The 26649-nt window shown below is 49.5% G+C and carries 24 protein-coding genes; all 24 read left to right on the top strand.

The genetic code is table 11. The features are described 5' to 3' along the window. The first annotated feature begins 7 nt into the window (after positions 1 to 7). The 24 genes from ACW9JV_RS08610 to ACW9JV_RS08725 all read left to right on the top strand — a co-directional run bounded on the left by ACW9JV_RS08610 (position 8) and on the right by ACW9JV_RS08725 (position 26529). Entirely contained in the window at positions 8 to 256 is a 249-nt protein-coding gene (locus tag ACW9JV_RS08610) for a YlmC/YmxH family sporulation protein (RefSeq protein WP_457333302.1), read from the top strand. A gap of 139 nt (positions 257 to 395) precedes the next feature. Further along, positions 396 to 1286, top strand: coding sequence for a dipicolinate synthase subunit DpsA (gene dpsA / locus ACW9JV_RS08615; protein ID WP_457333304.1), 891 nt, complete (start codon positions 396 to 398; stop codon positions 1284 to 1286). 6 nt (positions 1287 to 1292) lie between these two features. Beyond that, positions 1293 to 1889: a dipicolinate synthase subunit B gene (locus ACW9JV_RS08620; protein ID WP_457334676.1), complete on the top strand. Its 597-nt coding sequence runs from the start codon at positions 1293 to 1295 to the stop codon at positions 1887 to 1889. 108 nt (positions 1890 to 1997) lie between these two features. Next, complete coding sequence (asd, locus tag ACW9JV_RS08625) at positions 1998 to 3047, top strand: aspartate-semialdehyde dehydrogenase (RefSeq protein ID WP_457333306.1); 1050 nt, start codon at positions 1998 to 2000, stop codon at positions 3045 to 3047. Between the two features lie 139 nt (positions 3048 to 3186). Beyond that, positions 3187 to 4413, top strand: a complete 1227-nt coding sequence (dapG, locus tag ACW9JV_RS08630; RefSeq protein ID WP_457333308.1) for an aspartate kinase — start codon at positions 3187 to 3189, stop codon at positions 4411 to 4413. A 19-nt stretch (positions 4414 to 4432) separates the two neighbouring features. Continuing rightward, positions 4433 to 5305 (top strand): 4-hydroxy-tetrahydrodipicolinate synthase, encoded by an 873-nt coding sequence (gene dapA, locus ACW9JV_RS08635; RefSeq protein WP_457333310.1) that lies wholly within the window; start codon positions 4433 to 4435, stop codon positions 5303 to 5305. A 292-nt stretch (positions 5306 to 5597) separates the two neighbouring features. Continuing rightward, complete coding sequence (locus tag ACW9JV_RS08640; protein WP_457333312.1) at positions 5598 to 7262, top strand: ribonuclease J; 1665 nt, start codon at positions 5598 to 5600, stop codon at positions 7260 to 7262. Positions 7263 to 7382: 120 nt separating this feature from the next. Continuing rightward, positions 7383 to 8153 carry a ClpP family protease gene (locus tag ACW9JV_RS08645; RefSeq protein WP_457333314.1) on the top strand — a complete coding sequence of 257 codons (771 nt, stop codon included), beginning with the start codon at positions 7383 to 7385 and terminating at the stop codon, positions 8151 to 8153. Beyond that, positions 8150 to 8356: a YlzJ-like family protein gene (locus ACW9JV_RS08650; RefSeq protein WP_457333316.1), complete on the top strand. Its 207-nt coding sequence runs from the start codon at positions 8150 to 8152 to the stop codon at positions 8354 to 8356. Before ACW9JV_RS08645 ends, ACW9JV_RS08650 begins: the two co-directional genes overlap by 4 nt. Positions 8357 to 8522: 166 nt before the next feature. Beyond that, positions 8523 to 10919, top strand: coding sequence for a DNA translocase FtsK (locus ACW9JV_RS08655; RefSeq protein WP_457333318.1), 2397 nt, complete (start codon positions 8523 to 8525; stop codon positions 10917 to 10919). 21 nt (positions 10920 to 10940) lie between these two features. Continuing rightward, complete coding sequence (gene yfmF, locus ACW9JV_RS08660; RefSeq protein ID WP_457333320.1) at positions 10941 to 12221, top strand: EF-P 5-aminopentanol modification-associated protein YfmF; 1281 nt, start codon at positions 10941 to 10943, stop codon at positions 12219 to 12221. After that, complete coding sequence (gene yfmH / locus ACW9JV_RS08665; RefSeq protein ID WP_457333322.1) at positions 12218 to 13519, top strand: EF-P 5-aminopentanol modification-associated protein YfmH; 1302 nt, start codon at positions 12218 to 12220, stop codon at positions 13517 to 13519. The genes yfmF and yfmH overlap by 4 nt, the downstream gene beginning before the upstream one ends. Next, positions 13516 to 14235 (top strand): elongation factor P 5-aminopentanone reductase, encoded by a 720-nt coding sequence (gene ymfI / locus ACW9JV_RS08670; protein WP_457333324.1) that lies wholly within the window; start codon positions 13516 to 13518, stop codon positions 14233 to 14235. The genes yfmH and ymfI overlap by 4 nt, the downstream gene beginning before the upstream one ends. A 79-nt stretch (positions 14236 to 14314) precedes the next feature. After that, a complete protein-coding gene (locus tag ACW9JV_RS08675) occupies positions 14315 to 14572 on the top strand; it encodes a DUF3243 family protein (protein ID WP_457333325.1) in 258 nt (85 codons plus the stop codon). A gap of 166 nt (positions 14573 to 14738) precedes the next feature. Beyond that, positions 14739 to 15515: a YmfK family protein gene (locus ACW9JV_RS08680; protein ID WP_457333326.1), complete on the top strand. Its 777-nt coding sequence runs from the start codon at positions 14739 to 14741 to the stop codon at positions 15513 to 15515. A 7-nt stretch (positions 15516 to 15522) separates the two neighbouring features. Next, positions 15523 to 16497 (top strand): RodZ domain-containing protein, encoded by a 975-nt coding sequence (locus ACW9JV_RS08685; RefSeq protein ID WP_457333328.1) that lies wholly within the window; start codon positions 15523 to 15525, stop codon positions 16495 to 16497. Positions 16498 to 16645: 148 nt separating this feature from the next. Further along, a complete protein-coding gene (gene pgsA, locus ACW9JV_RS08690) occupies positions 16646 to 17248 on the top strand; it encodes a CDP-diacylglycerol--glycerol-3-phosphate 3-phosphatidyltransferase (protein ID WP_457334678.1) in 603 nt (200 codons plus the stop codon). Further along, positions 17245 to 18471 carry a competence/damage-inducible protein A gene (locus ACW9JV_RS08695; RefSeq protein WP_457333330.1) on the top strand — a complete coding sequence of 409 codons (1227 nt, stop codon included), beginning with the start codon at positions 17245 to 17247 and terminating at the stop codon, positions 18469 to 18471. Before pgsA ends, ACW9JV_RS08695 begins: the two co-directional genes overlap by 4 nt. A gap of 92 nt (positions 18472 to 18563) precedes the next feature. Next, entirely contained in the window at positions 18564 to 20174 is a 1611-nt protein-coding gene (locus ACW9JV_RS08700) for a DEAD/DEAH box helicase (protein WP_457333332.1), read from the top strand. 270 nt (positions 20175 to 20444) lie between these two features. Next, positions 20445 to 21497 carry a recombinase RecA gene (gene recA, locus ACW9JV_RS08705; protein ID WP_457333334.1) on the top strand — a complete coding sequence of 351 codons (1053 nt, stop codon included), beginning with the start codon at positions 20445 to 20447 and terminating at the stop codon, positions 21495 to 21497. 345 nt (positions 21498 to 21842) lie between these two features. Further along, positions 21843 to 23408 carry a ribonuclease Y gene (gene rny / locus ACW9JV_RS08710; protein ID WP_457333336.1) on the top strand — a complete coding sequence of 522 codons (1566 nt, stop codon included), beginning with the start codon at positions 21843 to 21845 and terminating at the stop codon, positions 23406 to 23408. Positions 23409 to 23544: 136 nt separating this feature from the next. Then, complete coding sequence (locus ACW9JV_RS08715; RefSeq protein ID WP_457333338.1) at positions 23545 to 24339, top strand: TIGR00282 family metallophosphoesterase; 795 nt, start codon at positions 23545 to 23547, stop codon at positions 24337 to 24339. A gap of 102 nt (positions 24340 to 24441) precedes the next feature. After that, a complete protein-coding gene (locus ACW9JV_RS08720) occupies positions 24442 to 24702 on the top strand; it encodes a stage V sporulation protein S (RefSeq protein ID WP_026701128.1) in 261 nt (86 codons plus the stop codon). A 150-nt stretch (positions 24703 to 24852) separates the two neighbouring features. After that, on the top strand, positions 24853 to 26529 hold the full coding sequence (locus ACW9JV_RS08725) for an ABC-ATPase domain-containing protein (protein WP_457333340.1): 1677 nt from the start codon (positions 24853 to 24855) through the stop codon (positions 26527 to 26529). Positions 26530 to 26649: the final 120 nt, after the last annotated feature.

Consider the following 26649-nt stretch of genomic DNA (forward strand, 5'->3'; position numbering starts at 1 on the left):
GGTTCACGTGCTGTTAAGTGATATGTCCCAAAAAGAGATCGTGGACGGTAACCAGGCAAAAAAGCTCGGACTGCCGGGGCAGATTGATCTTGTGTTTGATGAGAACAGCGGACAGATCAGGGAACTGGTTATCTTGTCTTCTCCGTTTCGAAAAAAAGCAGGCGGCTGGAGATTTCCATGGGAAGATATTATAAAAATCGGTGAGGACGTTCTGATCATGGATACGGATAAACGGTATTTCGATCGAAAAAATTAAACTACACACGGGAGCTGTATCAAAAAGGTACAGCTCTTTTTTTACGGTTTAAAAAGATAGTCTGATCGTCTCACCCATTCTACGTCCGGTCATAGGATACATAGAGAACGAAATGAGGGAAAGGGAGGCGGCGCGGTTCATGAAAAAGGAAGTACTGCTCGCCGGAGGAGATGAAAGACAGATCGAAACCGCCGGCTTTCTGATGGAACACGGTTTTACCGTATCGATGCTTGGCTTTGCGGAATTGGTTGATATGCAGGATGGCATAAGCATATATCGCACGGGCCAAGAACCGGCATGGGAGAGCTTGGACGCCGTCGTGTTCCCGGCAGGAGGTATCGGCCGGGAGTGGACTGTGGAAGCACCATATGCGGATGCTCCGCTGAAGATAGAGTGCGGCTGGTTACAGCGGCTGTCTCCGGAAACCTTGATCTGTACAGGCGTGTCCACCAAAGAAGCGGATCAATTGATGAAAAGGGCGGAAAGAACGTATACCGCTCTCCTGGAAAAAGAAGAAGCAGCGATATATAATGCCGTCCCGACAGCAGAAGGGGTCTTACTCACAGCGATAAAGGAAACAAACCATACCATCCACCACTCCCGCGTTGTGATTCTTGGTTTCGGCCGCACAGGGAGCGTGATAGCTGACACTTTTTCCGCGCTGGGTGCATATACAGAAGCAGGGACGTCAGATCCCTTAGAAAAAGCGAGGGCGGAGACTTCAGGACACTCTGTTTTCGACCTTGATGCGTTGGCGGAGGCTGTTGAGCGTGCCGATATATGCATTAATACGATTCCGGCCCTCCTTTTAACGAAAACGATCCTGCGGCGTGTTTCGGTACGTACATTGATCATTGACATCGCTTCCCGGCCGGGGGGGACAGATTTTAGATATGCTGAAGAAAAAGGCATTCATGCGCTCCGGACTCCCGGAATTCCCGGAAAGACTGCCCCAAAAACAGCCGGACGTATTCTCGGCAGAGTTCTCCTGCAGCAGCTGGGAGAAAACGAGAAGATAAAGGAGGCGTAATGTATGCTGCCTTTTGAAAACAAAAAAATTGGATTCGGAGTGACCGGATCGCACTGCACGCTGGAAGAAGCTATTCCCTATATGAGGCAGCTCCGGGAAAAAGGTGCTGATATCTATCCGGTCATTACTTCAACCGTACTGAAAACAGATTCCAAATTCGGAGCGGCGGAAAAATGGTTGAATGAAATTAAAACTGCCTCCGGGAAAGAAGATATCGCGGATTCGATTGTCAAAGCAGAACCGTTCGGCCCGAAAAAACCGCTGGATGCCATGCTCATCGCTCCCATGACCGGGAGTTCGATCAGCCGTTTCGCCAATGCCGTCACTGATTCCCCCGTATTGATGGCAGCCAAGGCAACGCTGCGCAACAGCAATCCGGTGGTTCTTGCGATTTCTACCAATGACGCGCTTGGATTAAACGGGGGAAATATCATGAAACTGATGAATGCCAAAAATATTTACTTCGTACCGTTCGGCCAGGATAATCCTGCGGGAAAACCGACATCACTGGTTGCCAGAATGGAAGATATCGCTGCAACATTGGAAGAAGCTCTTTCTGGTCGTCAGTATCAGCCGGTTATCGTAGAAAAATTCAATGATTAAGCTGTCACCGTGGTTGCTTCTTCAAGCTCCATCTATTATGTTACAATAGACGTTAATAGAAAACAGATTACAATACTTTGACAGGAAGCTGGAAGGAGTTAATCATTCATGGCAGAAGAAACAGGATATTCAGTAGCCGTTTTGGGAGCAACCGGAGCGGTTGGAGAGCAGATACTAAAAACACTGGAAGATAAAAACTTTCCGTTAAAAGAACTGAAATTATTATCATCAAAACGTTCAGCCGGAAAAAAAATGACGTTCCGGGGGGAAGAATATACGGTCGAGGAAGCTAAACCGGAATCATTTGAAGGAATCCAGATCGGCCTCTTTTCGGCTGGAGGTTCCATTTCAAAGCAGCTTGCCCCGGAAGCGGTGAAACGCGGGACGATCGTTATTGATAATACGAGTGCATACCGTATGGATGAAGAGGTGCCGCTTATCGTACCGGAGGTTAATGAGGAAGATGTAAAAAACCATAACGGAATCATCGCCAATCCGAACTGTTCCACGATACAGATGGTGGCGGCCCTCGAACCGGTACGAAGGGCATATGGTCTGAAAAAGGTGATTGTATCCACGTATCAGGCGGTTTCCGGAGCAGGTCTGGATGCCGTTGACGAAATGAAAGAACAGTCGCAGAACGTACTTGACGGCAAACCCGCCAATCCGGAAATTCTGCCGGTGGGAGGCGATGAAAAACATTATCAGATCGCCTTTAACGCGATTCCGCAGATTGACAAATTTCAGGATAACGGCTACACGTTCGAGGAAATGAAAATGATCAATGAAACGAAAAAAATCATGCATGAGAATAAGCTTCCCGTGGCAGCGACGTGCGTACGTCTGCCGGTGGAAACAGGCCATTCCGAATCCGTATATATAGAGGTGGAACACGGCACGCCGGATGCATCAGAACTGAAAGAGACGATTGGTTCCGGGGACGGGATAACCATTCAGGACAATCCGGCGGAACAGGAGTATCCGATGGCGGTGGACAGTGTGGGACTACCTGATGTTTTTGTCGGAAGGATCCGCAGGGACCTTGATTTTGACAACGGCTATCATTTCTGGGTCGTCTCCGACAATCTACTGAAAGGAGCCGCGTATAACACTGTTCAGATTGCAGAAAGCATCGTGAAATACGGCCTCATCAAATAAGGTTCAAAAGATACGGATAAACTTCGGAAAAGACATTCGCTGTCTTGTGCTGCCCGAAAGCAATCTCCAACAGAACACATGGAGAATGGTATATGTTGAGATGTACGTCCACGGCATGAAATAAAAAGGAGACTTGGTCATGAAGGTCATTGTTCAAAAGTTCGGAGGAACTTCTGTTCAGGATGACAGAACGCGGTCGGCCGCCTGTGCCCACGTCAAAAAGGCCGTGGCCGGCGGTGCAAAAGTAGTGGTGGTCGTATCAGCGATGGGAAGAAAAGGAAGTCCATATGCGACAGATACCCTCCTCGGACTTCTCGAAAAAAATAAGAACGGCCCCGCACGAAGGGAACAGGATATGCTTCTATCCTGCGGGGAAACGATCTCAGCGGTTGTCTTCAGTGAACAGCTGCGTGCACAGGGGCTGGAAACGATGGCTTTCACCGGAGGGCAGGCCGGCATACAGACTACGAAAACATTTGGCGGAGCCGATATTGAAGAAGTGAGATGCGGACGTCTTCAGCATGCGCTGAAACATATAGACGCGGCTGTTGTCGCAGGGTTTCAGGGAACGGCAGACAATGAAATAACAACGCTCGGCCGGGGCGGCAGCGATACGACCGCGGCTGCACTGGCTGGTGCGCTGCAGGCGGATATCGTGGATATTTTCACCGATGTAGAAGGTGTGATGACTGCAGATCCGGGTTTTGTTAAAGAAGCTTCCCTGCTTCCGGAGGTAACCTACGAAGAAGTATGCAATATGGCTGTACAGGGCGCCCGGGTCGTCCATCCGGAAGCGGTGGAGACGGCGAGACAGGCGGGGATTCCGATGCGCATCCGCTCGACCGTTTCTGAAAAGCAGGGGACGTGGATCTCAGCGGACAGTACGGCATCCGGTCACGGCGGAAGACAGGTCACCGGCATCGCCCATAAATCCGGACTGACTAGGATTACCGTCCGCTGCAGGGAGAGTATTACTCTGCAGCAGACAGTGTTCCGGGTCATGGCGGATGCAGGCATTTCCGTTGACTTTATTACGATACAGCCTTCCGCCGTCCTGTATACCGTTCCCTCAGAGCGCAGTTCGGAAGCGGTTTCATTATTACGGGACCAGGGATATGATCCGGAGTGCCTGGAAGGATGCACGAAAATTTCGGCAGTCGGCGCGGGTATGTCCGGGGTCCCCGGTGTTGCTGCGGGAATGATCGATGCTCTCAGTGAAAAAGATATCCCGATATACCAGGCAGCAGACTCCCATACAACGATCTGGGTGCTTGTAAAATCCGAAGATGAAAAAGAAGCAGTTTCAGCACTGCATAAAGCGTTTCAGCTGGACCGCATAAGCAGGCAGGACAAGGAACAGGCATAAGGAAAGGGGCGGAAATAGTTTGGAATTCGGTCGTTTAATTACCGCCATGGTCACTCCGTTTGACAAGAACGGCGCTGTTGACTGGACGACACTGGAACCGCTAGTGGAGCATCTGCTTGACACCGGCTCAGAGGGGCTGGTAGTTGCCGGTACGACAGGTGAATCCCCCACTCTGTCATCAGAAGAAAAGCTGGCCCTGTACCGAAGGGTGAAAGACATTGCCGGCAGCCGTGCGGCTGTTATTGCGGGCACCGGCACGAATGATACGGCGTATTCAGCGCAAATGACGGAAAAAGCAGTCTCCACCGGTGTAGACGGAGTGATGGCGGTAACCCCTTATTACAATAAGCCTGGTCAGGATGGAATGTATGTTCATTTCAAAACGATAGCCCAAGCCGCACCATCGCTCCCGGTCATGATTTACAACATTCCGGGTCGTTGTATCGTGAATCTGGAGCCCGGCACCCTGCTGTCGCTGACGAGTATTTCCAATATCAGGTCGGTAAAGGAAGCGAACGGAGATTTGGATCATGCGGCGTATGTTCTGGAAGAAAGCCCGGATTATTTTCATGTATACAGCGGGGATGATTCATCTACGCTGCCTTTAATGTCGATCGGCGGAAGCGGTGTCGTCTCTGTTGCTTCGCATATCATCGGAAGCGAACTCAAAAAAATGATTGACAGTTTTGCAGATGGATACCCGGCGGCTGCTGCTGCAATGCACCGTATGCTGCTGCCGAAAATGCAGGCCTGTTTCATGACCCCTAACCCTGCTCCGGTGAAAGGTATGCTCGAACAGATCGGACTGATATCAAGGTATACGAGAGCCCCGCTGCTGCCCTTGACAGAAGCGGAGATGAAACAGCTGGAAAAAACGTTCAGCCCGGCATAGAGCCGGGCTTTTTTGAAGTGGGTGTCTCTTCCAGGCGTATCCAGGACAGGCTGTATTGCCATAGGTTATTAATTTTTCTCTGCCCGGCAGGGAAAGAGACTTGTATTCTGTTTTCTGTTTGAGTTATACTACAAAGAAGTGATCTGTTCGGGTTCGAAAATTTCATACGCTGTCCAGTCTTTCCCGCCGCAGGGGAAAGAAAACCGGGGGTGAAGTGTGTACGCCGCCGGAAAACAGATAATATGGTTTTATGCAGTACATTGTAAGAATGAACGATTAGGAGGAAAAAACGTTGGCAAAGCAGTCAGAAACGATACGTGTATTTGCGCTCGGAGGGCTGGGAGAGCTCGGCAAAAACATGTATGTTATTGAAACAGAAGAAGAAATACTTATTATCGACGCAGGATGGATGTTTCCGGAAGATGATATGCTCGGTGTAGATGTTGTTATTCCGGATATTTCCTATATTGTACAGAACAAAGAAAAAGTGCGCGGCATTATACTAACCCACGGTCATGAAGACCATATCGGGGCACTGGCTTACATTTTACGCAAAATTCACGCTCCGGTATACGGAACGAAATTAACCCTGGGACTCGTAGAGGATCATTTAAAAGAAAAAGGGCTCCGGAAGAAAGCGGATCTGCGGTTGATTCACGGTGAAAGCAGGATCACAGTCGGCAGGTTTCCGATTCACTTTTTCCGGACTACCCACAGCATACCTGACTCGGTCGGGCTGAGTATTGAAACGCCGCAGGGCTTAATCGTTCATACCGGTGATTTTAAATTTGACCAGACTCCGGTCGACGGCCTTTATACAGATATAGACAAGCTGACCCGCATCGGAAAAAGGGGAGTGCTGTGTCTTCTCTCCGACAGCACCAATGCTGAAATTCCGGGAACTTCCCCTTCGGAAACGTCAACCGGAGCCGGCATTGCTGATGTATTTCAGGAAGCAAAAGGACGGATCGTTGTCACAACCTTTGCGTCCAATGTCCACCGCATTCAACAGGTCATCAATGCCGCAGAAAAGCAGGAGCGGAAAATTGCAGTCGTTGGTCATGCGATGAGCAAAGTAATTGAAATATCGAAAAACCTCGGCTACCTGCACTGTCCGGAAGATATCTTTATTCAGACATCGAGTGTCGCCGATTACGATCCGGAGCGTACAGCTATTTTATGTACCGGCAGCCAGGGGGAACCGATGTCGGCGCTCACGCAGATGGCAAAAGGAGCCCACCATGAATTGGCTGTGGAAGAAGGAGATACGGTGGTCATTGCGGCCAATCCGAAAGCAGGAAATGAGAAGTCCGTGTCCCGCCTGATTGATTTTCTCTATCAAATCGGCGCTGATGTCATTTACGGACGGGAAAATGTTCATGCCACCGGTCACGGCTGCCAGGATGAATTAATGCTGATGCTTAATCTGCTCAAGCCCGATCACTTTATTCCGGTACACGGCGAGTTCCGGATGCAGCAGGCACATGCTGAACTGGCGGAAGCATCAGGTGTTCCCGCTGATAATACGTATCTTCTCGATAAAGGAGAAGTCGTTGAATTCACGAACAAAAAAGCAAAACGCGCCGGCAAAGTTCCGTCGGGGAACGTCTTGATAGACGGACTCGGCGTCGGGGATGTTGGTAATATTGTACTGCGTGACCGGCGGCTGCTCTCTGAAGACGGCATACTGGTTGTCGTTGTCACGCTTCAGAAGAAAACAAGCGGTATCGTGTCCGGGCCGGATATCATATCAAGAGGGTTTGTTTATGTCCGTGAATCAGAAGAACTGATGGAAGAAGCAAATACAAAAGTAAAAACAACACTGGAAAAAGCATTGAATGATAATGTAAAAGAATGGTCCACTCTGAAAAGCAATATCAGGGATGTGCTGAGTCGTTTTCTTTATGAAAAAACAAAACGGCGTCCGATGATCCTTCCGATTATTATGGAAGTCTGACAGATTGGAAGCTCTCTTTGGTGGAGAGCTTCTTTTTTTATTCTTTGGTGCGGGGAAAAACGCATGAGGACAATCAGATTGACTCATACTAAAACGAGGAAAAACAAAGGAGGTTTGACTATGCCGCACGAGCAGGATCCTTCCGGGCCGCCGGAGCCGGGAAAAGCCCCGGAACCCCGGCCGGAAAATCCGCCTGGACGTACGGAACAGGACGATCAGAAAAACAGTCTCGTAAATAAAATACAGGAACTGGGTCAGACCAACGTGGCCGAAATGGAACATTCCAATATTCACTGCATCACAGTCGTCGGACAAATTGAAGGGCATATGCAGCTGCCTCCGCAGAACAAAACCACAAAGTACGAACATATCATTCCGCAGCTGGTAGCTGTTGAGCAGAACCCCAAAATCAAAGGCCTGATGCTTGTCCTGAACACGGTTGGAGGCGATGTGGAAGCGGGTCTTGCGATCGCTGAGATGGTGGCAAGCATGAGTAAACCAACAACAACACTCGTTCTTGGCGGAGGCCATTCCATCGGGGTGCCGATTGCTGTTGCCGCTGACTATTCCCACATTGCTGAAACCGCGACGATGACGATCCATCCGATACGACTGAACGGGCTGGTTATTGGAGTGCCGCAGACATTTGAATATCTTGAAAAAATGCAGGAGCGCGTCATTAACTTTGTGACCCGGCATTCCGATATTCATGAAGAAACGTTTAAAGATTTGATGTTTGCCAAGGGGAACCTGACCCGCGATATCGGGACCAACGTCATCGGTGAAGATGCCGTGAAGTACGGGTTGATCGATGCTGTCGGCGGGATAGGAAACGCCCTCTCAAGGTTAAATGAGTTAATGGAAGAAAGGGAAGGAGACATGCTTCAATGATTCTTTATACACCACTCTGCCCCGAAGACATCTTTCCGTCCTGGGAGGAATCAGGCAGCGAAAAAATGACCGCACGGACAGGCTCCGGTTTTGTGACTCTGTGTAAAAACGGCCAAGGGGATTGGATGGTGGAATCCCTACAGAGCAGCGACCCCCAGGATTATCTCGACCCTGCCTGCCAGCCGGGAGAAATCTGGAAATAATCGAAATGATCTTCCCCACAAGGGAAGGAATGAACAAACAGGTATGCTATAATAAACAACAGGGCGCAAGCAGAAGCAGGCTGTCTCTTTTTCATCATGGAGGCAGCCTGATTCGTTCTTTACATATACAGGAGGAAACCGGAACCGAAAAGGCAGGTGAAAGGAAATGGCTCAAAAATCCAAACGGAAAAAGAGAGGAACAAAAAAATCAAGACAATGGAAAACGCAGCTGAAATATGAATTAACCGGGCTGATTTTGTTTACCGCCGGCATTCTGGCATTATTCCATCTGGGACGCGCCGGTGCGGTCATTCAGTCGATGTTTCGATTTCTTGCCGGGGAATGGGCGGTACTGCTGACAGTGGGACTTTTATGGATGGCAGCTGTTTTCATCGTGAAAAGGAGGATGCCGCCGCTCGCCGGCAGACGAATGAGCGGTATGTATCTGGCGGTACTTACAATTATGCTTTTGAGCCATGTCGAGATGTTTGAAAATCTCGGCGAAACAGGGATTTATCCGGAGGATTCGGCAGTAGTGACCACTTTTGAACTATTTATGCTGGATCCTTTCGGCAGCGGTGTGGTTGATGATCTGGGAGGCGGGATGATTGGTGGAGTATTGTTTGTTTTCAGCCGGTTTTTATTTGATGCGGCCGGAACAAGAATTATTTCCGTTTTCTTATTCATTCTTTCGTTTCTGCTCGTCACCGGGCTTTCCCTACAGGATGTCGCCCGGTATGTGAGAACAAAAGGAGCCCCTGTATGGGAAAATCTTGTTACCTTTTTTCGTGAAAAAACAAAAACATTAAAGGAAAAAAAGCAGCAGCAGTCGAAAAAGACAGAGAAGCAGTCTAAACCGGCCCGCCCTTCACCTTCGGATACAGCACCTGCAGAAACGCCTGTTTCAGCAGAAGAAGAGGCTCCAGTCATTTATAATTTCGCCGAAAATGCTTATTCCGCTGCTGAATCAAAACAGGAGGCAGCGAATAGGGAGAAGAGAGACGTTCATAATAATAAAGCAGAACCGGAGCCAACGAAATCATCGTTTGAAAACACATCTTCTGAAAACCATGAAGACGGAACGGAAGTCCCCCTTCTCCAGGAGGAAATGGAGAATGCAAACTATGAACTTCCTCCAATCAGTATACTCGGTGCTTCCACCTATAATTCCCAGGACCAGGAGCGGAATCTTATTTCATCCAATGCGAGGAAGCTCGAAGAAACCCTGCAGAGTTTTGGTGTGAAAGCCAAAGTTAATGAAGTGCATCTCGGACCGGCGGTAACCAAATACGAAGTACAGCCGGATACCGGTGTGAAAGTCAGTAAAATTGTAAATCTGGCGGATGATCTGGCGCTCGCACTGGCAGCTAAAGATATCCGGATGGAAGCACCGATCCCGGGCAAAGCTGCTATCGGCATCGAAGTGCCAAACACGGAAGTCGCCATGGTAACGCTGCGGGAAGTGATTGAAGCAGGTTACCGCCGCGATGATCATGTCCTTTCAGCAGCGCTCGGCCGGGATATTTCCGGAGAACCGGTACTTGCTTCGCTGAACAAAATGCCGCATCTTCTTGTCGCCGGAGCAACCGGAAGCGGAAAAAGTGTGTGCATCAACGGCATTATTACAAGCATCTTAATGAAGGCAAAACCGAGCGAAGTCAAGCTCATGATGATCGACCCGAAAATGGTGGAACTGAATGTGTATAATGGCGTTCCCCACCTGCTCTCACCGGTCGTTACCGAACCCAAAAAAGCAGCCCAGGCGTTGAAAAAGGTTGTCGCGGAAATGGAACGGCGCTATGACTTATTTTCCCATTCCGGGACAAGAAACATGGAAAGTTATAACGAATGGGTGAAAAAACAGAACGAAAAAAATAATGATCAGCAGCCGGAACTTCCTTACATCGTCGTTATCGTGGACGAACTTGCCGACTTAATGATGGTTGCTTCCAGTGAAGTAGAAGACGCGATTACAAGACTCGCCCAGATGGCACGGGCGGCGGGCATTCATATGATTATTGCCACCCAGCGCCCTTCGGTGGATGTTATAACCGGCGTTATCAAAGCCAATATCCCGTCCAGAATTGCTTTCGGGGTCTCCAGTCAGACCGATTCGAGGACGATTCTGGATACCGGAGGAGCAGAGAAACTGCTCGGCAAAGGGGACATGCTCTTTCAGTCCGTAGGTTCGAACAAGTCAACCCGTGTGCAGGGAGCTTTCGTGTCGGATGAAGAGGTGGAACAAGTAGTGGAAGCCGTAGTAGCTCAGCAGAAAGCATCCTATCAGGAAGAAATGATACCCGAGGAACAGCCCGAAACAGAGGATGAGGTGGATGACGACCTGTATCCGGATGCGGTGGATCTTGTCGTACATATGCAGAGTGCGTCTGTATCCATGCTGCAGCGCAGGTTCCGGATCGGGTACACGAGGGCTGCAAGGCTGATTGATGAAATGGAAGTACGCGGCATCGTCGGGCCTTACGGCGGCAGTAAGCCGAGAGAAGTCCTTGTCAGTACATCCCGTGAATCCGGGGAAGAACCGCCTTCGGGGGAACGGGCTTGAGAAGAAGGAGGATAATAAATCATGCTTGAGGAAAAAAAAGTAGAAAGCAGCGCTCTGGATGTCCGGCTCATTCCGACTAAAAAATATAAAACGACAACGCTTGTCCTGCAGATGAAAACATCGTTAACGAGGGAAACGGCAGCTCCCCGCGCATTGCTTGCCAATGTTCTGCAGAGTGCGACCGATACCCATCCTTCAAGGAAAGCAATCCGTCTTTATCTTGATGAGCTTTACGGCGCTTCCTTTCACGCCGATGTACAGAAAAAAGGCGAACACCATGTGATTGCCGTTAAGATGGAGATAGCGGATGAAAATTATATTCGGGAAGCTCCTTCCTTGTTCCGGGAAAGTATATCGTTTCTCCAGCAGGTGCTGGAACACCCGTATCTTCCGGACGGCGCATTTGATGAGCAGGTCATAAAAGAGGAAAAACGGACCCTGATCCAGAAAATCCAGTCCATTTATGACGATAAAATGCGCTATGCCAATAAACGGCTGATTGAAAACATGTGCAGCGGGGAACCGTTTGCCGTCCATCCTTATGGAGAAGTGGAGGATGTAGAGAATCTGACGGCCGGGAAGCTTATGGAGGAATACCGGCGTATGCTTCAGCAGGATGACATCTGCCTGTATATCGTCGGAAATGTAACGACCGGTGAAGCACAAAAAGCCGTATCTGTGTTTACTGTCTCTCCGGAGTCTAACGGGGAACAACCCGAAACCAAACAGTACCATCCGGTACAAGACGCCCGGGAACAGGAACTGAAGGAGTCGGATGACATTCAACAGGGCAAACTGCATCTCGGTTACCGCACGCCGGTTACGTTTTCCGATGAACGGTTTCCCGCCATGCAGGTGATGAACGGTATGTTTGGAGGTTTTCCAAACTCTAAACTATTTATTAATGTCAGGGAAAAAGAAAGCATGGCGTATTACGCTGCATCCCGCTACGAAAGCCAGAAAGGTATTGTGATGGTGATGGCAGGCATTGAAACTGCGGATTATGAAAAAGCATCTTCCATCATTAAAAAACAGATGGAAGATATCCAGAGCGGCTCGTTTACGGATGAGGACCTTGAACAAACGAAGATCATGGTGAAAAATCAGCTGCTGGAAACAATGGATCATCCACGCGGACTGGTGGAACTGTATTACCAGCAGCGCACTGCCGGGCACTCCCGTCCTTTTGAGGAATGGCTCAAAGCCGTCGACAATGTAACAAGAGAGGACGTTACCGGTTGTGCCGCTGTAACCATGCTGGATACGGTATACTTTCTGAGAAACGAGGAGGAACAGGCATGAGTGAAGCACTTACGTTTGATCAGTTGCAGGAAACAGTTCATAAAGAAGTGCTGCCGAACGGATTAACGGTCTTGGTGATACCAAAGCAGGATTTTCAGAAAACCTTTGCGGTGTTTACGACAAATTACGGATCGATTGATAACCGATTCGTTCCGATCGGAAAAAACGAACCGGCAAACGTACCGGATGGAATTGCCCACTTTCTGGAACATAAAATGTTTGAAGATGAAAACGGGGATGTATTCCAGACCTTCGGGGAACAGGGTGCATCTGCGAATGCCTTTACGAGTTTCACAAAGACCGCTTATTTGTTTTCCAGTACTCAGGATGTGGACAATAATTTAACGACGCTCCTTGATTTCGTCCAGCATCCGTATTTTACCGAAGAGACCGTGGAAAAAGAGAAAGGCATCATCTCCCAGGAAATCAGGATGTATGATGATAATCCGGACTGGCAGCTGTTTTTCAATCTGCTTGCCTCTCTTTATCACCGCCATCCTGTTAAAATCGATATTGCCGGCACGGTGGATTCTATTCAACGGATCACGAAGGAAGATTTGTATGAATGCTATGAAACCTTTTACCATCCCGGTAACATGATTCTCTGTGTGGCGGGAAATGCAGACCCCGCTCATATTATGGAGCTTGTGAGAGAAAACCAGAACGCTAAATCATTTAAAACGCCGGAACCGGTGGAGCGGATCGTGGAAGATGAACCGGCGGAATCGGTACAGGAAGTATCGGCTGTGCCGATGAGCGTCAATACACCGAAATGCATGGTTGGTTATAAGCTGCCGGTACCGGATAAACAGGGGAAGGATTTCCTTCGTTACGACCTGACTGTTGAAATGCTTCTTGAAACGATGTTCGGAGCCGGTTCGGACATTTACGAGTCGCTGTACCGGGAAGGGCTGATTGATGATTCGTTTTCGTCTGAATTTATGCTTGAACGTTCTTTTTCATTTGCGGCCATCGGCGGGGACACGAAAGACCCGGACAAACTGGCGGAGCGTATTACAGCAGCTGTTGATGACGCTGTCTCCCGTGGACTGGACCAGGAGAATATCGAAAGAGTGCGCCGTAAAAAAATCGGGGCATTTCTGAAACAGCTGAATTCGCCGGAATTCCTTGCGAACCAGTATACGGAATACGCGTTTTTTGATCTTCATCTTTTCGATGTGATTCCCATGCTGGAAGATATCACAGCACAGGAAATGCATACCCTGCTTCCGGATTTATTCCAGGCGGAAAACCGGGCTGTTTCTCAAATTACACAGAAGCAGGAACAGACGTCGTGACTGCCGGGACACTGATTACAGGGGCGAGTGGTGCGGTAGGCAGTGCTGTTGCCCGTTCCCTGGCGGCTGAAGGGAACACCCTGTTTCTGCATTACCACCATTCCGTACAATCGGCGGAAAAGTTGAAGAAGCAGTGTGAGCAGCTCGGCAGCAACGTATACCTTGTGGAAGCCGATCTTTCCGCTTCCGGCGGTACAGACCATCTGATGCAGCAGCTTCACGGCTCCATTAATCAGCTGGTGTATAATTGCGGCTCGCCATCGTACGGTTTTTTTCAGGAGCTGGAAGACAAAGAACTGTATGAACTTGCTCATCTTCATCTGCTGAATGCCATGCGGCTCGTTCATGACCTGCTGCCGGCGATGATCTCGGATAAAAGCGGATCGATTGTCCTGATGTCGTCTATCTGGGGGGAGAGAGGAGCTGCGCTCGAATCAGCCTACTCCGCCATGAAGGGCGGAATAAACGCTTTTGTGAAGGCTCTTGCAAAAGAAACAGCTCCTTCCGGCATCCGGGTCAATGCGGTGGCTCCCGGGATGGTGGATACACCCATGATGCAGGAGTTTACAGAAGAAGAGCAGCGCGGCCTTGCAGAAGAAGTGCCGGCAGGACGGTTTGCGAGGCCGGAAGAAGTGGCTGAGGCTGTGATGTTTCTGCTGAATCCTGCAGCAGGTTATGTGAACGGGCATATCCTGGATGTCAATGGGGCGTGGTAAAAAGACAGCCGGTATCATACATATATTTCTTTCTCCGGAGCAGACTAGAAATGAAATGTTCTGGAAGGAGGATATAGAGATGTCGGTTTTAGATAACTGGGATCAGTGGAAGCAGTTTCTCGACGGCAGACTGAATCAGGCGAAACATGAAGGAATGAATGAAGGTGTTGTATCGGATGTGGCCTATGAAGTAGGGGAATATCTGGCCGATTCCGTCGATCCGAAAAACGAACAGGAACGGATTCTTTCCGATCTCTGGCATGTGGCTGACGAACAGGAACAGCATGCTATTGCCAACATGATGGTCAAACTGGTTCAATCCGATTCTTCAAAATAAAGAAGCGACAGGCTGTGCTGCCGGCAGCCTGTCGTTTCTTTATTTTAACCCGCTGTGGGGTAGACATTATTCTTAAAATTGGAATATCACTATTCAAATAGAACAAAATAGCGTAAAATGACATATATCTGAGACATTTGGCTGTTTGAAGAGGTGGGAAAACGGCATGGAAGAGAAAAAAGAATGGTATCTTGAATATGAGATTCACCAGAACCGTCCGGGACTGCTCGGAGACATCTCTTCTCTGCTCGGCATTCTTTCCATTAACATTGTAACCATAAACGGCGTGGAAGACGGGAGACGCGGGATGCTGATCCGGAGCGGCCATGATGACCAGGTGGCGCGTCTTGGTGCGATACTGGAAACGATTGATAATATTACGGTACGCAGAATGAGAGAACCGCGGCTGCGGGATCGTCTTGCGGTTATGCATGGACGCTACATTGAGCGCGATGCAGATGATAAGAAAACATACCGGTTTGTCCGTGACGAACTGGGGCTGCTTGTCGATTTCATGGCTGAACTGTTTAAAAAAGACCGCCACTATCTGGTCGGCATTCGGGGAATGCCGAGAGTCGGTAAGACGGAATCCCTTGTGGCTGCCAGTGTGTGCGCCAACAAACGCTGGTCATTTATTTCGTCGACGCTGCTTAGGCAGACGGTTCGGAATCAACTTGCCGAAGATGAACTGGAACAGGGTCATATCTATATTATCGACGGCATTGTATCGATGATGAGAGCATCACAGGGCCACCGGCAGCTGGTCCATGATATTATGAAACAGCCTGCGGTCAAGGTCGTTGAACATCCGGACATTTTTGTCCGGGAATCACGCTATACGCTGGACGATTTTGACTGTATGATAGAACTGCGGAACAAAGAATCGGAAGAGATTACATATGACGTGGTGGAATCTGGTTTTTCGTCATTCGATATCAGTTAGGTGGTAGGTGTTAACAGTGTCAGAGCTTGGTCAGTACTTAAAGACGAAAAGAGAAGAACAGGGCATCACGATGGAAAGACTTCAGGAAATGACAAAGATACAGAAAAGGTATCTCACTGCCATTGAAGAAGGGAGATATGATTCCCTTCCCGGCTCTTTCTATACGAGAGCATTTGTTAAAAGTTATGCCGAAGCATTGCGCCTGAATCCGGACGACGTATTTGAAACATACGGCAATGAACTTCCCCGTCCGAAGCAGCAGACGACGGATCTGCCATCCCGGGCGGACAAGGCCAAACCAAAAGTCCAGAAAAACCGGAGGCGTAAATCGACGGTACTCCCGGCGCTTGTCGGCATCCTTTTTCTGCTGGTTGTTGCTGCCGGTGTGTATCTTGTCGTGCAGGGAACGGACCAGGGCAGTCAGGAAGGGGCTTCTCCTGAGCAAGAACCGGGTATTGAAATGGATTCGAATGAAGGGAATTCGAACACAGAGGAAAGTGCCGAAGAAACATCAGATTCTTCCGAAACGGAAACGTCCGGGGAAAACTCAGAGAATAATACATCTGAAAACAGCAGTTCCAACGGTGAAACGGAAAATGGGGATTCGTCATCTTCAGAAGAAGAATCCGGCAGCTCCTCTGAAACAGAAGACGCCGTAACGCCGGAATTTGTCGAAACTACCCAGGGGAACCGCTCTGTTTTTGATGTGTCCGGGGCGGAAGACATGATCATTGAATTATCTCTTTCCGAAGACGGAGACTCCTGGCTTGCGGTGCAGGATGAAGACGGAAACAGTCTTGAGGATGTATCCGGACTTCAGCCGGGAAACAGTATTGAAATGGATCTGAGTGACCAGGATTATGTCAGGTTAATCATTGGTAGTTCCCCCAATGCCACTGTAAGGTTTAACGGGGAAGTAGTTGAATACCCGGTTGACAGTGTACTTCAGCACCTTATTTTCGAAAAACAGGCGGAAGAATAATGAGCAGGCCCGGGATCCGACAGCGTTCCCGGGTATTTCTTTGAAAGAATCCAGGTTTTCTCCGTCTCGTTTGCGGCGGCAGTATGATACAATGAAAAATGGATTTCTGCCGGCACCACGTATAATAGAAAGAAGCGGGGGAAACATGATGAATCTGCCGAACCAGATAACGATAGCCCGGATCCTTTTGATCCCCGTATTTATGGTATTGATGCTTGTTCCTTTTTCAACGGGACAGATTGCAATAAACGAGGCTTCCCTGCCCTATCCTCATCTTGCCGGAGCTGTTCTGTTCATCATCGCAGCAGCGACCGACTGGCTTGATGGGTATGCGGCCAGAAAATACCAGCTCGTCAGCACTTTCGGGAAATTTCTGGATCCGTTGGCGGATAAACTGTTAGTCACAGCGGCTCTTCTTTCTCTCATTGAGCTGCAGCTCGTTCCAGCCTGGATGGGCATCGTCATTTTAAGCCGTGAGTTTGCCGTAACCGGTATGAGGCTGGTGGCAGCATCCGATGGCACGGTTATCGCTGCGAGCGGTCTCGCCAAGTGGAAAACCGTTTTCCAGATGGCGGCTATGGCTGTGCTGCTTCTGCATAACGTCCCATTTGCGGCCTGGAATATTCCGGTGGGAATGATGCTGATGTGGGCAGCAGTTCTGTTAACGATCCTGTCGGGCGTGGACTATTTTGTGAAAAACCGTCATGTATTCAACAGTTCCATGCAGCCGGAGAATGGGGGAAATTCATGAATGCTGAAATTATTGCTGTAGGCTCAGAGCTGCTGCTCGGCCAGATTGCCAATACTAACGGGCGCTATCTGTCGGAAGAACTGGCGGGTGTTGGGATCAATGTATACCGTCATACCGTGGTCGGAGATAACGAAACCCGTCTTCTGGAAGCTTTCCGGGAAGCTTCCGCGCGTGCCGACGTCGTTATTGTATCGGGAGGACTCGGCCCGACGCAGGATGATCTAACCAAGGACATGCTCGCCCGTTTGACGGGGAAACCATTATGTACGCACCATGATTCTCTAAAAAAAATCCAGGATTATTTTGCGGAAAAAGGGCGGATCATGCCGGACAATAATAAAAAGCAGGCGCTCTATACAGAAGGCAGTGATGTGTTTTATAATGAAGCCGGTTTTGCCTGCGGGATCGGAGAAGTTTGGGAAAGTACATTGTTTCTGCTGCTTCCGGGCCCTCCCCGTGAACTCAAACATATGTTTGAACATCGTATAAAGCCGTATCTGCTGGATCGGATGGATGAACACGCGGTGGTGCATTCCCGTGTTCTCCGTTTTTTTGGGATCGGGGAATCGAGCCTTGAAGAACAGCTGTCCGATTTGATTCAGCATCAGACCAATCCGACCATTGCCCCTCTCGCCTCAGACGGGGAAGTGACGGTGCGGATGACTGCAAAAGCACCGGATCGAAAGAAAGCAGAAGAAATGCTTGATCAAGTGGAAGCCGATATTACCCGGAAAGCAGGCACCTATCTTTATGGAAAAGATCAGGAGAGCCTGCCTTCCCGGGTCGTTACCGTACTGAAACAGAAACAGCACACCATAGCTGCTGCTGAAAGTATAACAGGAGGTTGGTTCTCCAAGGCTCTTGTGGATGTTCCGGGGGCTTCTGCCGTGTTCGAAGGTGCATCAGCTGTTTATACCGAAAAAGCAAAGACGAACGTCCTGGGAGTGGACCGGGACGTTATTGCGGAATTCGGCACGGTGAGCAGGGAATGCGCCGAACAGATGGCCGAAAGGGTCCGTCTTGTTTACGGTACGGCTGCCGGTATCAGTTTTACCGGAAGCGCAGGGCCTGGAACCATTGAAGGAAAAGAGCCCGGCACTGTCTGGATCGGAATATCGGTGGACGGAAACGTGACGTCGCACCGGCTTCAGCTGTCAGGAAGCCGTGAACATATCCGCCGGATGGCGGTATATTACGGGTGCTGGTATCTACTGAACAAATAAAGCCGGCGCAAAAATCAGCCGGTCAAAACCCGCCCTTTTCGCTGCGTGACGCAGCACTTCTTGGGCTTTTTAAAAAGAAAAGGTGGTAATGAATGACGTACTTTGACGATTTTGATGTAAAAGAAGAAATAAAACAGGCCGTGCGCGAAATGGGATTTGAAGAACCATCCCCTGTTCAGGAAAAAGCCATTCCGGAAATTCTGCAGTCCAGCGACTTAATCGGCCAGGCCCAGACCGGAACAGGTAAAACTGCGGCATTCGGAATACCGTTGATCAACCGGATCACGGATGAAGATCATGTTCAGGCCATGATCCTGACGCCGACAAGGGAACTGGCGATTCAGGTGTCCGGGGAGCTTCAGAAGCTGTCGAGGCATTTAAATATCCGTACGCTCCCGATTTACGGCGGCCAGTCGATCGGGCACCAGATCAAGGCCTTGAAGCAGGGAGTCCAGATTGTCATCGGAACACCCGGACGTGTTCAGGACCATCTGCGCCGTAAAACGCTGAAGCTGGACAGGGTGCGTGCGGTGGTGCTTGATGAAGCCGACGAGATGCTCGATATGGGTTTTATCGATGATATCGAGACGATCCTGAAACAGATTAATGTGGACCGCCAGACGCTGCTTTTTTCTGCTACCATTCCTCCGGCGATCCGGAAGTTGTCAAAGCGGTACATGGTAGACCCGACAACCATTTCGGTGAACAAAAGTGAAGTAACCGCTCCTTCCATTGACCAGGTCTATTATAAAGTGCTGGAACGCAACAAACAGGAGTCCCTCTGCCGCATTCTGGACAGCCAGGATCCGGAACTGGGCATTATTTTCTGCCGCACGAAAAAAGGGGTAGCTGAGCTGACCGAAGTTCTGCAGGCACGTGGGTATCTCGCCGACGGGCTGCACGGGGATCTGACCCAGTCCCAGCGTGATGAAGTTATGAATAAGTTCCGCCGGGGCACTATTGAATTTCTCGTAGCGACAGACGTGGCGGCACGCGGCATTGACGTTCAGAACGTGAGCCACGTGATCAACTACGATATTCCGCAGGATCCGGAAAGTTATGTCCACAGAATCGGCAGAACCGGACGGGCCGGGCGCAAAGGGCAGGCACTGACCCTTGTGACACCGAGGGAAATGAAGCATCTGCGTTCGATTGAATCAGAAATTAAAATGACTATTCCGACCCAGAGCGTTCCTACCATTGAAGAAGTGGTGGAAAAACAGCAGGAATCATGGAAGAAGATGGTTGTTGACCAGTTCCAGGATGAGCAGAGTCTTTCGCTATTTGATGATATTGCTGATGAACTGCTTGCGGAGTATGACGCAAAAAACATTATCCGTTCATTGATGACCATGAATTTTTCTGCGTCCCTGAATGAAACAAACGACGGCTATCACTTCGGGGAAACCGGTGCTGCCGACGGGATGATCCGTTTCTTTATCAATGTCGGGCGCAACGTGGGGATGACCCCGAAAATTCTCGTCCAGGAGATTGCCGAAGCAGTAGGTATCTCCGAGAAAGCAGTAGGACGCATTGATATCTTTGAAAACTTCACATTTGTGGAAGTGCCGCAGGAGTCGGCTCCGTTCGTATATGAAGCGCTCCGCTATTCCCGCATTAACGGGGCGCGTGTCAACCTGGAACCGGCCAAGCCGCGCCCGAAAAAATCAGGAGGGCCCAAAGAAAAACGGGCTTCCCGGTAAAACACTGAAAAACTGTTCAAGGCCCTGCCGTTGAACAGTTTTTCATGTACCGGAAAATACCGGGTGGATTTCTTCTGAAAAAACGAATAAATGTTCGTAAATCCTATTGGCAAATGCTCCAAAAAAAGATATGATGAACATGGTGATAAGTTAAAACGGTCCCCGTTCAAACATAATCTGCATACACGGACTGTTTCCGGCCGCCGCAGGGGGAAGCGAAGCGGCGGGGAGGGGAAAACAGTTTCCCGGGTGCGAAAAGGAGAGATTTTGATGAGTGAACGAAAAACAGCGCTCGACCAGGCGCTGAAAAATATCGAAAAACAGTTTGGCAAAGGCTCTATTATGAAACTCGGGGAACAGACCGAGCGGAAAGTATCCACGTTCTCCAGCGGCGCGCTTGCAGTGGACGTAGCGCTTGGAGTAGGCGGATACCCGCGCGGAAGGATCGTAGAAGTTTTCGGTCCGGAGTCCTCCGGTAAAACGACAGTTGCCCTGCATTCGATTGCTGAAATTCAGCGGCAGGGCGGCCAGGCCGCCTTTATCGACGCCGAACATGCGCTTGATCCGGTATATGCCAAAAACCTCGGCGTGGATATTGACGAGCTGCTTCTCTCCCAGCCGGACACAGGAGAGCAGGCACTGGAAATTGCCGAAGCTCTTGTCCGCAGTGCGGCTGTTGACATTATTGTAGTGGACTCTGTTGCTGCGCTTGTACCAAAAGCGGAAATTGAAGGGGAAATGGGGGACAGCCATGTAGGGCTGCAGGCCCGCCTGATGTCCCAGGCACTGCGGAAGCTGTCGGGGGCAATCAGCAAGTCCAATTCGATTGCCATGTTCATCAACCAGATCCGTGAAAAGGTAGGGGTCATGTTCGGAAGTCCCGAAACGACCACCGGCGGACGCGCACTGAAATTTTATTCCAGTGTCCGTCTCGAGGTACGCCGTGCGGAGACATTGAAACAGGGAAATGAGATGGTCGGCAACAAAACGAGGGTTAAAATCGTAAAAAATAAGGTGGCTCCGCCGTTTAAACAGGCAGAAGTGGATATTATGTACGGAGAAGGAATTTCCAGGGAAGGGTCGGTTCTCGATATGGGAGCGGAACTCGAAATTATCCAGAAAAGCGGTGCCTGGTATTCCTATGAAGGAGACCGGCTCGGTCAGGGGCGCGAAAACGCCAAGCAGTACCTGAAAGAAAACCCGCAGGTAACCGACGCGATCGAGCAGAACATCCGGGACCATTATGAGCTGGATTCAGCGCAGCCCGCACCGGAAGAAGAGGAAAAAGGTCTTCCGCTCGATACCGAAGAAGAACGCGGATAAATAATCGGAAACCTCTCCAGACGGGGAGGTTTCCGTCTTTTTGCGTCCGGAACCGCGCTCTGGCAAGTCTTGACATGGTGTAGGCGGAAGGATACAATTAAAGGGAATGATGCTTTTCAAGCATGATGTAATGTTCACCGTTTTTGCGTTCTCTTATTTATTTGAAAAGCAGAAGGGCCGGGACCCTGAGCAATGGGACGCTGACGGCCGACACGACGGCAGAGAAACATTCATTCAATAATGTCATTCATGTTTTATGCGGTATGGATTCCGAAAACAAACCATCCCTTTTTCCTGAGGACGGAAAGAAGGGCACAAAAAGATAGCAAGAGGAGGTGAAAAGACATGGATAATATCTTTCTCATCTCCATTTTGCTTATTGTCGTTGCAGCTTTGAGTGGATTGATTGGTTATTTTGTTCGTAAATCGACAGCTGAAGCGAAAATAGCCAGTGCGGAACAGGCTTCCAGGCAGATCGTCGATGATGCGCACCGGCAGGCGGAAGCCGATAAGAAAGAAGCGATGCTGGAAGCCAAAGATGAAGCGCACAAGCTTCGCGAAGAAGCGGAAGAAGATCTCCGCGAACGAAGAAATGAAGTCCAGAAGCAGGAAAACCGCTTAATGCAGAAAGAAGAGATTCTCGACCGTAAAAGCGAAACTTTGGACAAAAAAGAAGAATCGTTGGAAAAGAGAGAAGAATCTCTCGCCGATAAACAACGACAGGTGGAAGAACAAAACAGCAAAGTGGAGGAGATTTTATCTAAACAGCAGGAAGAATTGGAGAGAATTTCCGGCATGACCCGGGAAGAGGCCAAAGAAATGCTCAAGCACGATATGAAGCAGGAACTGGAGCATGATTCGGCACTTATGGTCAAGGAATATACAGAACAGGCAAAGGAAGAGGCGGATAAAAAAGCACGCCAGATCCTCTCCCTTGCCATTCAAAGGTGTGCTGCCGACCATATTGCCGAAACGACCGTATCCGTTGTAAATCTTCCAAACGATGAAATGAAAGGACGGATCATCGGGAGGGAAGGCCGCAATATCCGGGCCCTGGAAACACTGACAGGGATCGATCTTATCATTGATGATACGCCGGAGGCTGTTATTTTATCCGGATTTGATCCAATCCGTCGTGAAATAGCAAGAACGGCACTGGATAAATTGGTACAGGACGGCCGCATTCATCCCGCGCGAATCGAGGAGACAGTAGAAAAATCGAGACGGGAAGTGGATGATGCGATCCGTGAATACGGCGAAGAAACCACGTTTGAAATGGGTATTCACGGTCTGCATCCGGATCTGATTAAAATTCTCGGCCGGATGAAGTTCCGCTCCAGTTACGGACAGAACGTGCTGAAGCACTCCATGGAAGTGGCTCATCTCACGTCCCTGATGGCAGCCGAACTCGGGGAAGATCAACAGCTGGCAAAACGGGCCGGCCTGCTTCACGATATCGGAAAGGCGATCGATCACGAAGTGGAGGGAAGCCACGTAGAAATCGGGGTGGAACTTGCCCAGAAGTATAAGGAAAACGATGTCGTTGTAAACAGTATCGCTTCCCACCACGGTGACACGGAAGCGACATCCGTGATTGCCACACTGGTGGCTGCGGCAGATACGCTCTCTGCAGCACGACCGGGCGCACGGAGGGAAACACTGGAAACTTACATCCGGCGCCTGGAAAAGCTCGAAGAGATTGCAGAATCATTCGAAGGCGTTGAAAAAACTTATGCGATTCAGGCCGGACGAGAAGTTCGTATTATGGTGAAACCAGATCTGGTGGATGATATGATTGCCCACCGGCTCGCCCGCGATATTACCAAACAGATTGAAAGTGAACTGGATTATCCGGGGCATATCAGAGTGACCGTGATTCGGGAGACCAGAGCAGTGGAATATGCAAAATAAAGCGGCGCACTGCCGCTTTATTTTAATAGATCCGTTTTTTTCAAGGAGCCGCGAGGTGCATGAGACCAGCTGTATACCGTGGATACGGTTCCTGGATAGGAATGGATCCGATAGTAACAGTAGAAAGGATAGAAGGATGAAACTATTATTTATCGGGGACGTCGTCGGCCGGCCGGGACGGAACATGGTCCAGGAATATCTGCCGAAATTGAAGAAAAAACACAAACCAACGGTGACGGTGATTAATGGTGAAAATGCCGCCGCCGGAAAAGGAATTACTGAAAAAATTTATAAAGGATTCCTCGAACAGGGAGCCCAGGCGGTAACACTCGGCAATCATACCTGGGACAATAAAGAAATTTTTGACTTCATAGACAGTGCTTCCTCTATGATACGCCCTGCGAATTACCCGGATAATAACCCGGGCAGGGGTTATCTGCTTCTAAAGGTCAATGATCTGGAAATCGGCATTGTGAATCTTATCGGCCGAACGTTTATGCAGCCGAATGACTGTCCATTCCGAAAAGCAGACCAGATTATCGAAGAACTGCGGAAAAGGACTCCTTACATTTTTGTAGATTTTCATGCCGAAACGACAAGCGAAAAGCAGGCAATGGGCTGGTACCTCGACGGCAGGGTAACGGCGGTGACCGGGACTCATACCCACGTTCAGACAGCGGATAACCGGATTCTGCCTAACGGCACGGGTTATATTAGTGATGCCGGGATGACAGGACCGATGGACAGTATTCTCGGAATGGAAAAGGAAGATATTATTCACAAATTTTTAACGAATCTTCCGGTAAGGTTTGAAGTGGCCGGCGGACGGGAACAATTAAATGGGGTTTTGTTTCATATTGATCCAAAAACCGGCCGGACCAGAAAAATAGAGCGCATCCAGATCAGTGAGGAACATCCTTTTGACGAGTAAAACAAATAAATAAAGAAAGAAAACCATGCAGCAGGAATACGGAGGCAGCAGCTGGAATATACAAGGAAGAGGGGCATTATACCAAACAAGGAGGTACTACGAATGGAAGTATTAAAAGTATCAGCTAAATCCACTCCAAATTCCGTCGCCGGCGCATTAGCGGGAGTTATCCGGGAAAGAGGCGCTGCCGAAATTCAGGCTATCGGCGCGGGTGCCCTGAACCAGTCTATTAAAGCGATAGCGATTGCCCGGGGGTTTGTAGCTCCAAGCGGTATTGACCTGATCTGTATTCCTGCCTTTACCGATATTCAGATTGACGGTGAAGAACGTACGGCAATTAAATTAATTATAGAGCCCCGGTAATCCGAGGCCCTGCCGGTTCCTGCCTGCACCACAACGGAACCGGTTTTTATATTCGGACGGATTCCGGGCGGGGCCGTTCATTTCGGTGTTTAACCGAAAGCGGAACCGGAAATACCGCAAAAAGGAAAACATAAAGGAGTGAGCCGGACGATGCAGCAGTTAACCAATATTTTAAAACGAATAGATAATAAAGGATATAAAGCATACAACGATCTGAAAGGCTCGTACGCTTTTAACGCATTTACGTTCCATCTGGATCATGTGCAGGCGGATCCATTTGCCAGTCCTTCCCGTGCAAGAGTGGTACTGAAAAGAGACAGCCTCGGCCTCGGCCCGGAGTGTGATGAGACAGAAGCAAGAAGGATTGCTGTGGTTGATTACTTCGCAAGGGAGGTCCAGAAGCAGCTGTACAAAGATAACCAGAAAAAAGCGATAGAGATTGATGGCCCCGGTCAGGAGGTGATGGACAGGACAGCTGCTGCTCTTGGAAACGATGATTTGAGCATCCGTCTTTCCATTCATCTGCCCGCCAAAGGAAGGACCATTCTCGGAAAGCAGGCGGAACAACGTTTGACAAAAGATCTTCCGGACATTATTCACCAGGCCGTCAGCCGGTATAATAAAGAAGAACTGCATCGTTGTCTGGAGCTTGCCGATCAGCAGGAAGCCATCCGCCGTTTTCTGAAAGACCACGGGTATGTGACATTTGTCGCCAATGGATCCATTCTTCCGAGACAGAGCGGTATCAGTAACAAACCGCTTCAGGGAAGCGAGGTGGTTTCCTTTCAGTCTCCGGAATCCATGGAAGTGGAGATCGAGCTGCCCCATCGGGAACCGATCAGAGGAATGGCACTGAAGGAAGGCATCAATATCATCGTAGGCGGCGGTTACCACGGGAAAAGCACACTGCTGGAAGCGGTGGAGCGGGGGGTATACAATCACCGGGCCAAAGACGGCAGGGAGTTTGTGTTAACCAACCATTCTGCCTGCAAAGTGAGAGCCGAAGACGGCAGAAGCGTTTCCAGCGTGAATATTTCTCCTTTTATTGCCAATCTGCCTATTCAAAAAGATACCCGGACATTTACGACAGATAATGCGAGCGGCAGTACGTCACAGGCGGCCTGTATCATGGAAAGTCTTGAGGCGGGCACAGAGTGTCTGTTAATGGATGAGGACACGAGTGCGACCAACTTTATGATCCGGGACGGCAGGATGCAGGAGCTTGTCGCAAAAGAGAAAGAACCGATTACACCGTTTATTGACAAAGTAAGGGCGCTCTATGAACAGCATGGCGTATCTACGATCCTTGTTGTCGGTGGAGCCGGGGATTACTTTGACGTTGCCGACCGTGTCGTCATGATGGAGGAGTATCTTCCAAAAGACGTAACCGCACAGGCGAAAGATATCGCTTCCCGTTTCGGAACGGACCGCAGAAAAGAAGCAGGGTCCTCCTTTGGTGATATTACTTCGAGGACGGTGCAGTTGACCAGTTTTCAGGCACAGAAAGGAAAAAAGGAAAAAGTCGGCGGAAAAGGTCTTTATTCGATCATGTACGGCAAAGATAATATTGATGTTTCCGGGGTTGAACAGCTGATCAATCCGAGCCAGACCAATGCTGTCGCTGAAATGATTCGTCACGCTGTTCGGAAACTGGGCAGAGAAGCTCCCCTTGAAGATATTCTGTCTCTCATCGAACAGGAACTTGATGAGCATGGACTGGATGCAGTTTCCCCGTTTCAGGGACAGCATCCCGGAGACCTGGCGCGTCCGCGCCGCTATGAACTGGCCGCTGCCATCAACCGCTACCGCCCGCTTCAGATAAAATAAACACTTCACGTGCGCTGCATCCGCAGCGCACTGTTGTTTTCCAGCATTATAGGCGGTATAATTTCAAGGGAACCATGAGTCCCGGCATTCAATAAGGGAATATAGATAAAGCGGCATCAT

This window comes from Salibacterium sp. K-3 (assembly GCF_054052005.1).

Excerpts from the sequence above, each read along its gene's own strand:
- ACW9JV_RS08700 (WP_457333332.1), top strand. The coding sequence starts at position 18,564 with ATGACGTACTTTGACGATTTTGATGTAAAAGAAGAAATAAAACAGGCC.
- ACW9JV_RS08655 (WP_457333318.1), top strand. The coding sequence starts at position 8,523 with ATGGCTCAAAAATCCAAACGGAAAAAGAGAGGAACAAAAAAATCAAGA.
- asd (WP_457333306.1), top strand. The coding sequence starts at position 1,998 with ATGGCAGAAGAAACAGGATATTCAGTAGCCGTTTTGGGAGCAACCGGA.
- recA (WP_457333334.1), top strand. The coding sequence starts at position 20,445 with ATGAGTGAACGAAAAACAGCGCTCGACCAGGCGCTGAAAAATATCGAA.
- pgsA (WP_457334678.1), top strand. The coding sequence starts at position 16,646 with ATGAATCTGCCGAACCAGATAACGATAGCCCGGATCCTTTTGATCCCC.
- ACW9JV_RS08680 (WP_457333326.1), top strand. The coding sequence starts at position 14,739 with ATGGAAGAGAAAAAAGAATGGTATCTTGAATATGAGATTCACCAGAAC.
- ACW9JV_RS08725 (WP_457333340.1), top strand. The coding sequence starts at position 24,853 with ATGCAGCAGTTAACCAATATTTTAAAACGAATAGATAATAAAGGATAT.
- ACW9JV_RS08695 (WP_457333330.1), top strand. The coding sequence starts at position 17,245 with ATGAATGCTGAAATTATTGCTGTAGGCTCAGAGCTGCTGCTCGGCCAG.
- ACW9JV_RS08645 (WP_457333314.1), top strand. The coding sequence starts at position 7,383 with ATGCCGCACGAGCAGGATCCTTCCGGGCCGCCGGAGCCGGGAAAAGCC.
- yfmF (WP_457333320.1), top strand. The coding sequence starts at position 10,941 with ATGCTTGAGGAAAAAAAAGTAGAAAGCAGCGCTCTGGATGTCCGGCTC.
- rny (WP_457333336.1), top strand. The coding sequence starts at position 21,843 with ATGGATAATATCTTTCTCATCTCCATTTTGCTTATTGTCGTTGCAGCT.
- yfmH (WP_457333322.1), top strand. The coding sequence starts at position 12,218 with ATGAGTGAAGCACTTACGTTTGATCAGTTGCAGGAAACAGTTCATAAA.
- dapG (WP_457333308.1), top strand. The coding sequence starts at position 3,187 with ATGAAGGTCATTGTTCAAAAGTTCGGAGGAACTTCTGTTCAGGATGAC.
- ACW9JV_RS08675 (WP_457333325.1), top strand. The coding sequence starts at position 14,315 with ATGTCGGTTTTAGATAACTGGGATCAGTGGAAGCAGTTTCTCGACGGC.
- ACW9JV_RS08720 (WP_026701128.1), top strand. The coding sequence starts at position 24,442 with ATGGAAGTATTAAAAGTATCAGCTAAATCCACTCCAAATTCCGTCGCC.
- dpsA (WP_457333304.1), top strand. The coding sequence starts at position 396 with ATGAAAAAGGAAGTACTGCTCGCCGGAGGAGATGAAAGACAGATCGAA.
- ACW9JV_RS08650 (WP_457333316.1), top strand. The coding sequence starts at position 8,150 with ATGATTCTTTATACACCACTCTGCCCCGAAGACATCTTTCCGTCCTGG.
- ACW9JV_RS08715 (WP_457333338.1), top strand. The coding sequence starts at position 23,545 with ATGAAACTATTATTTATCGGGGACGTCGTCGGCCGGCCGGGACGGAAC.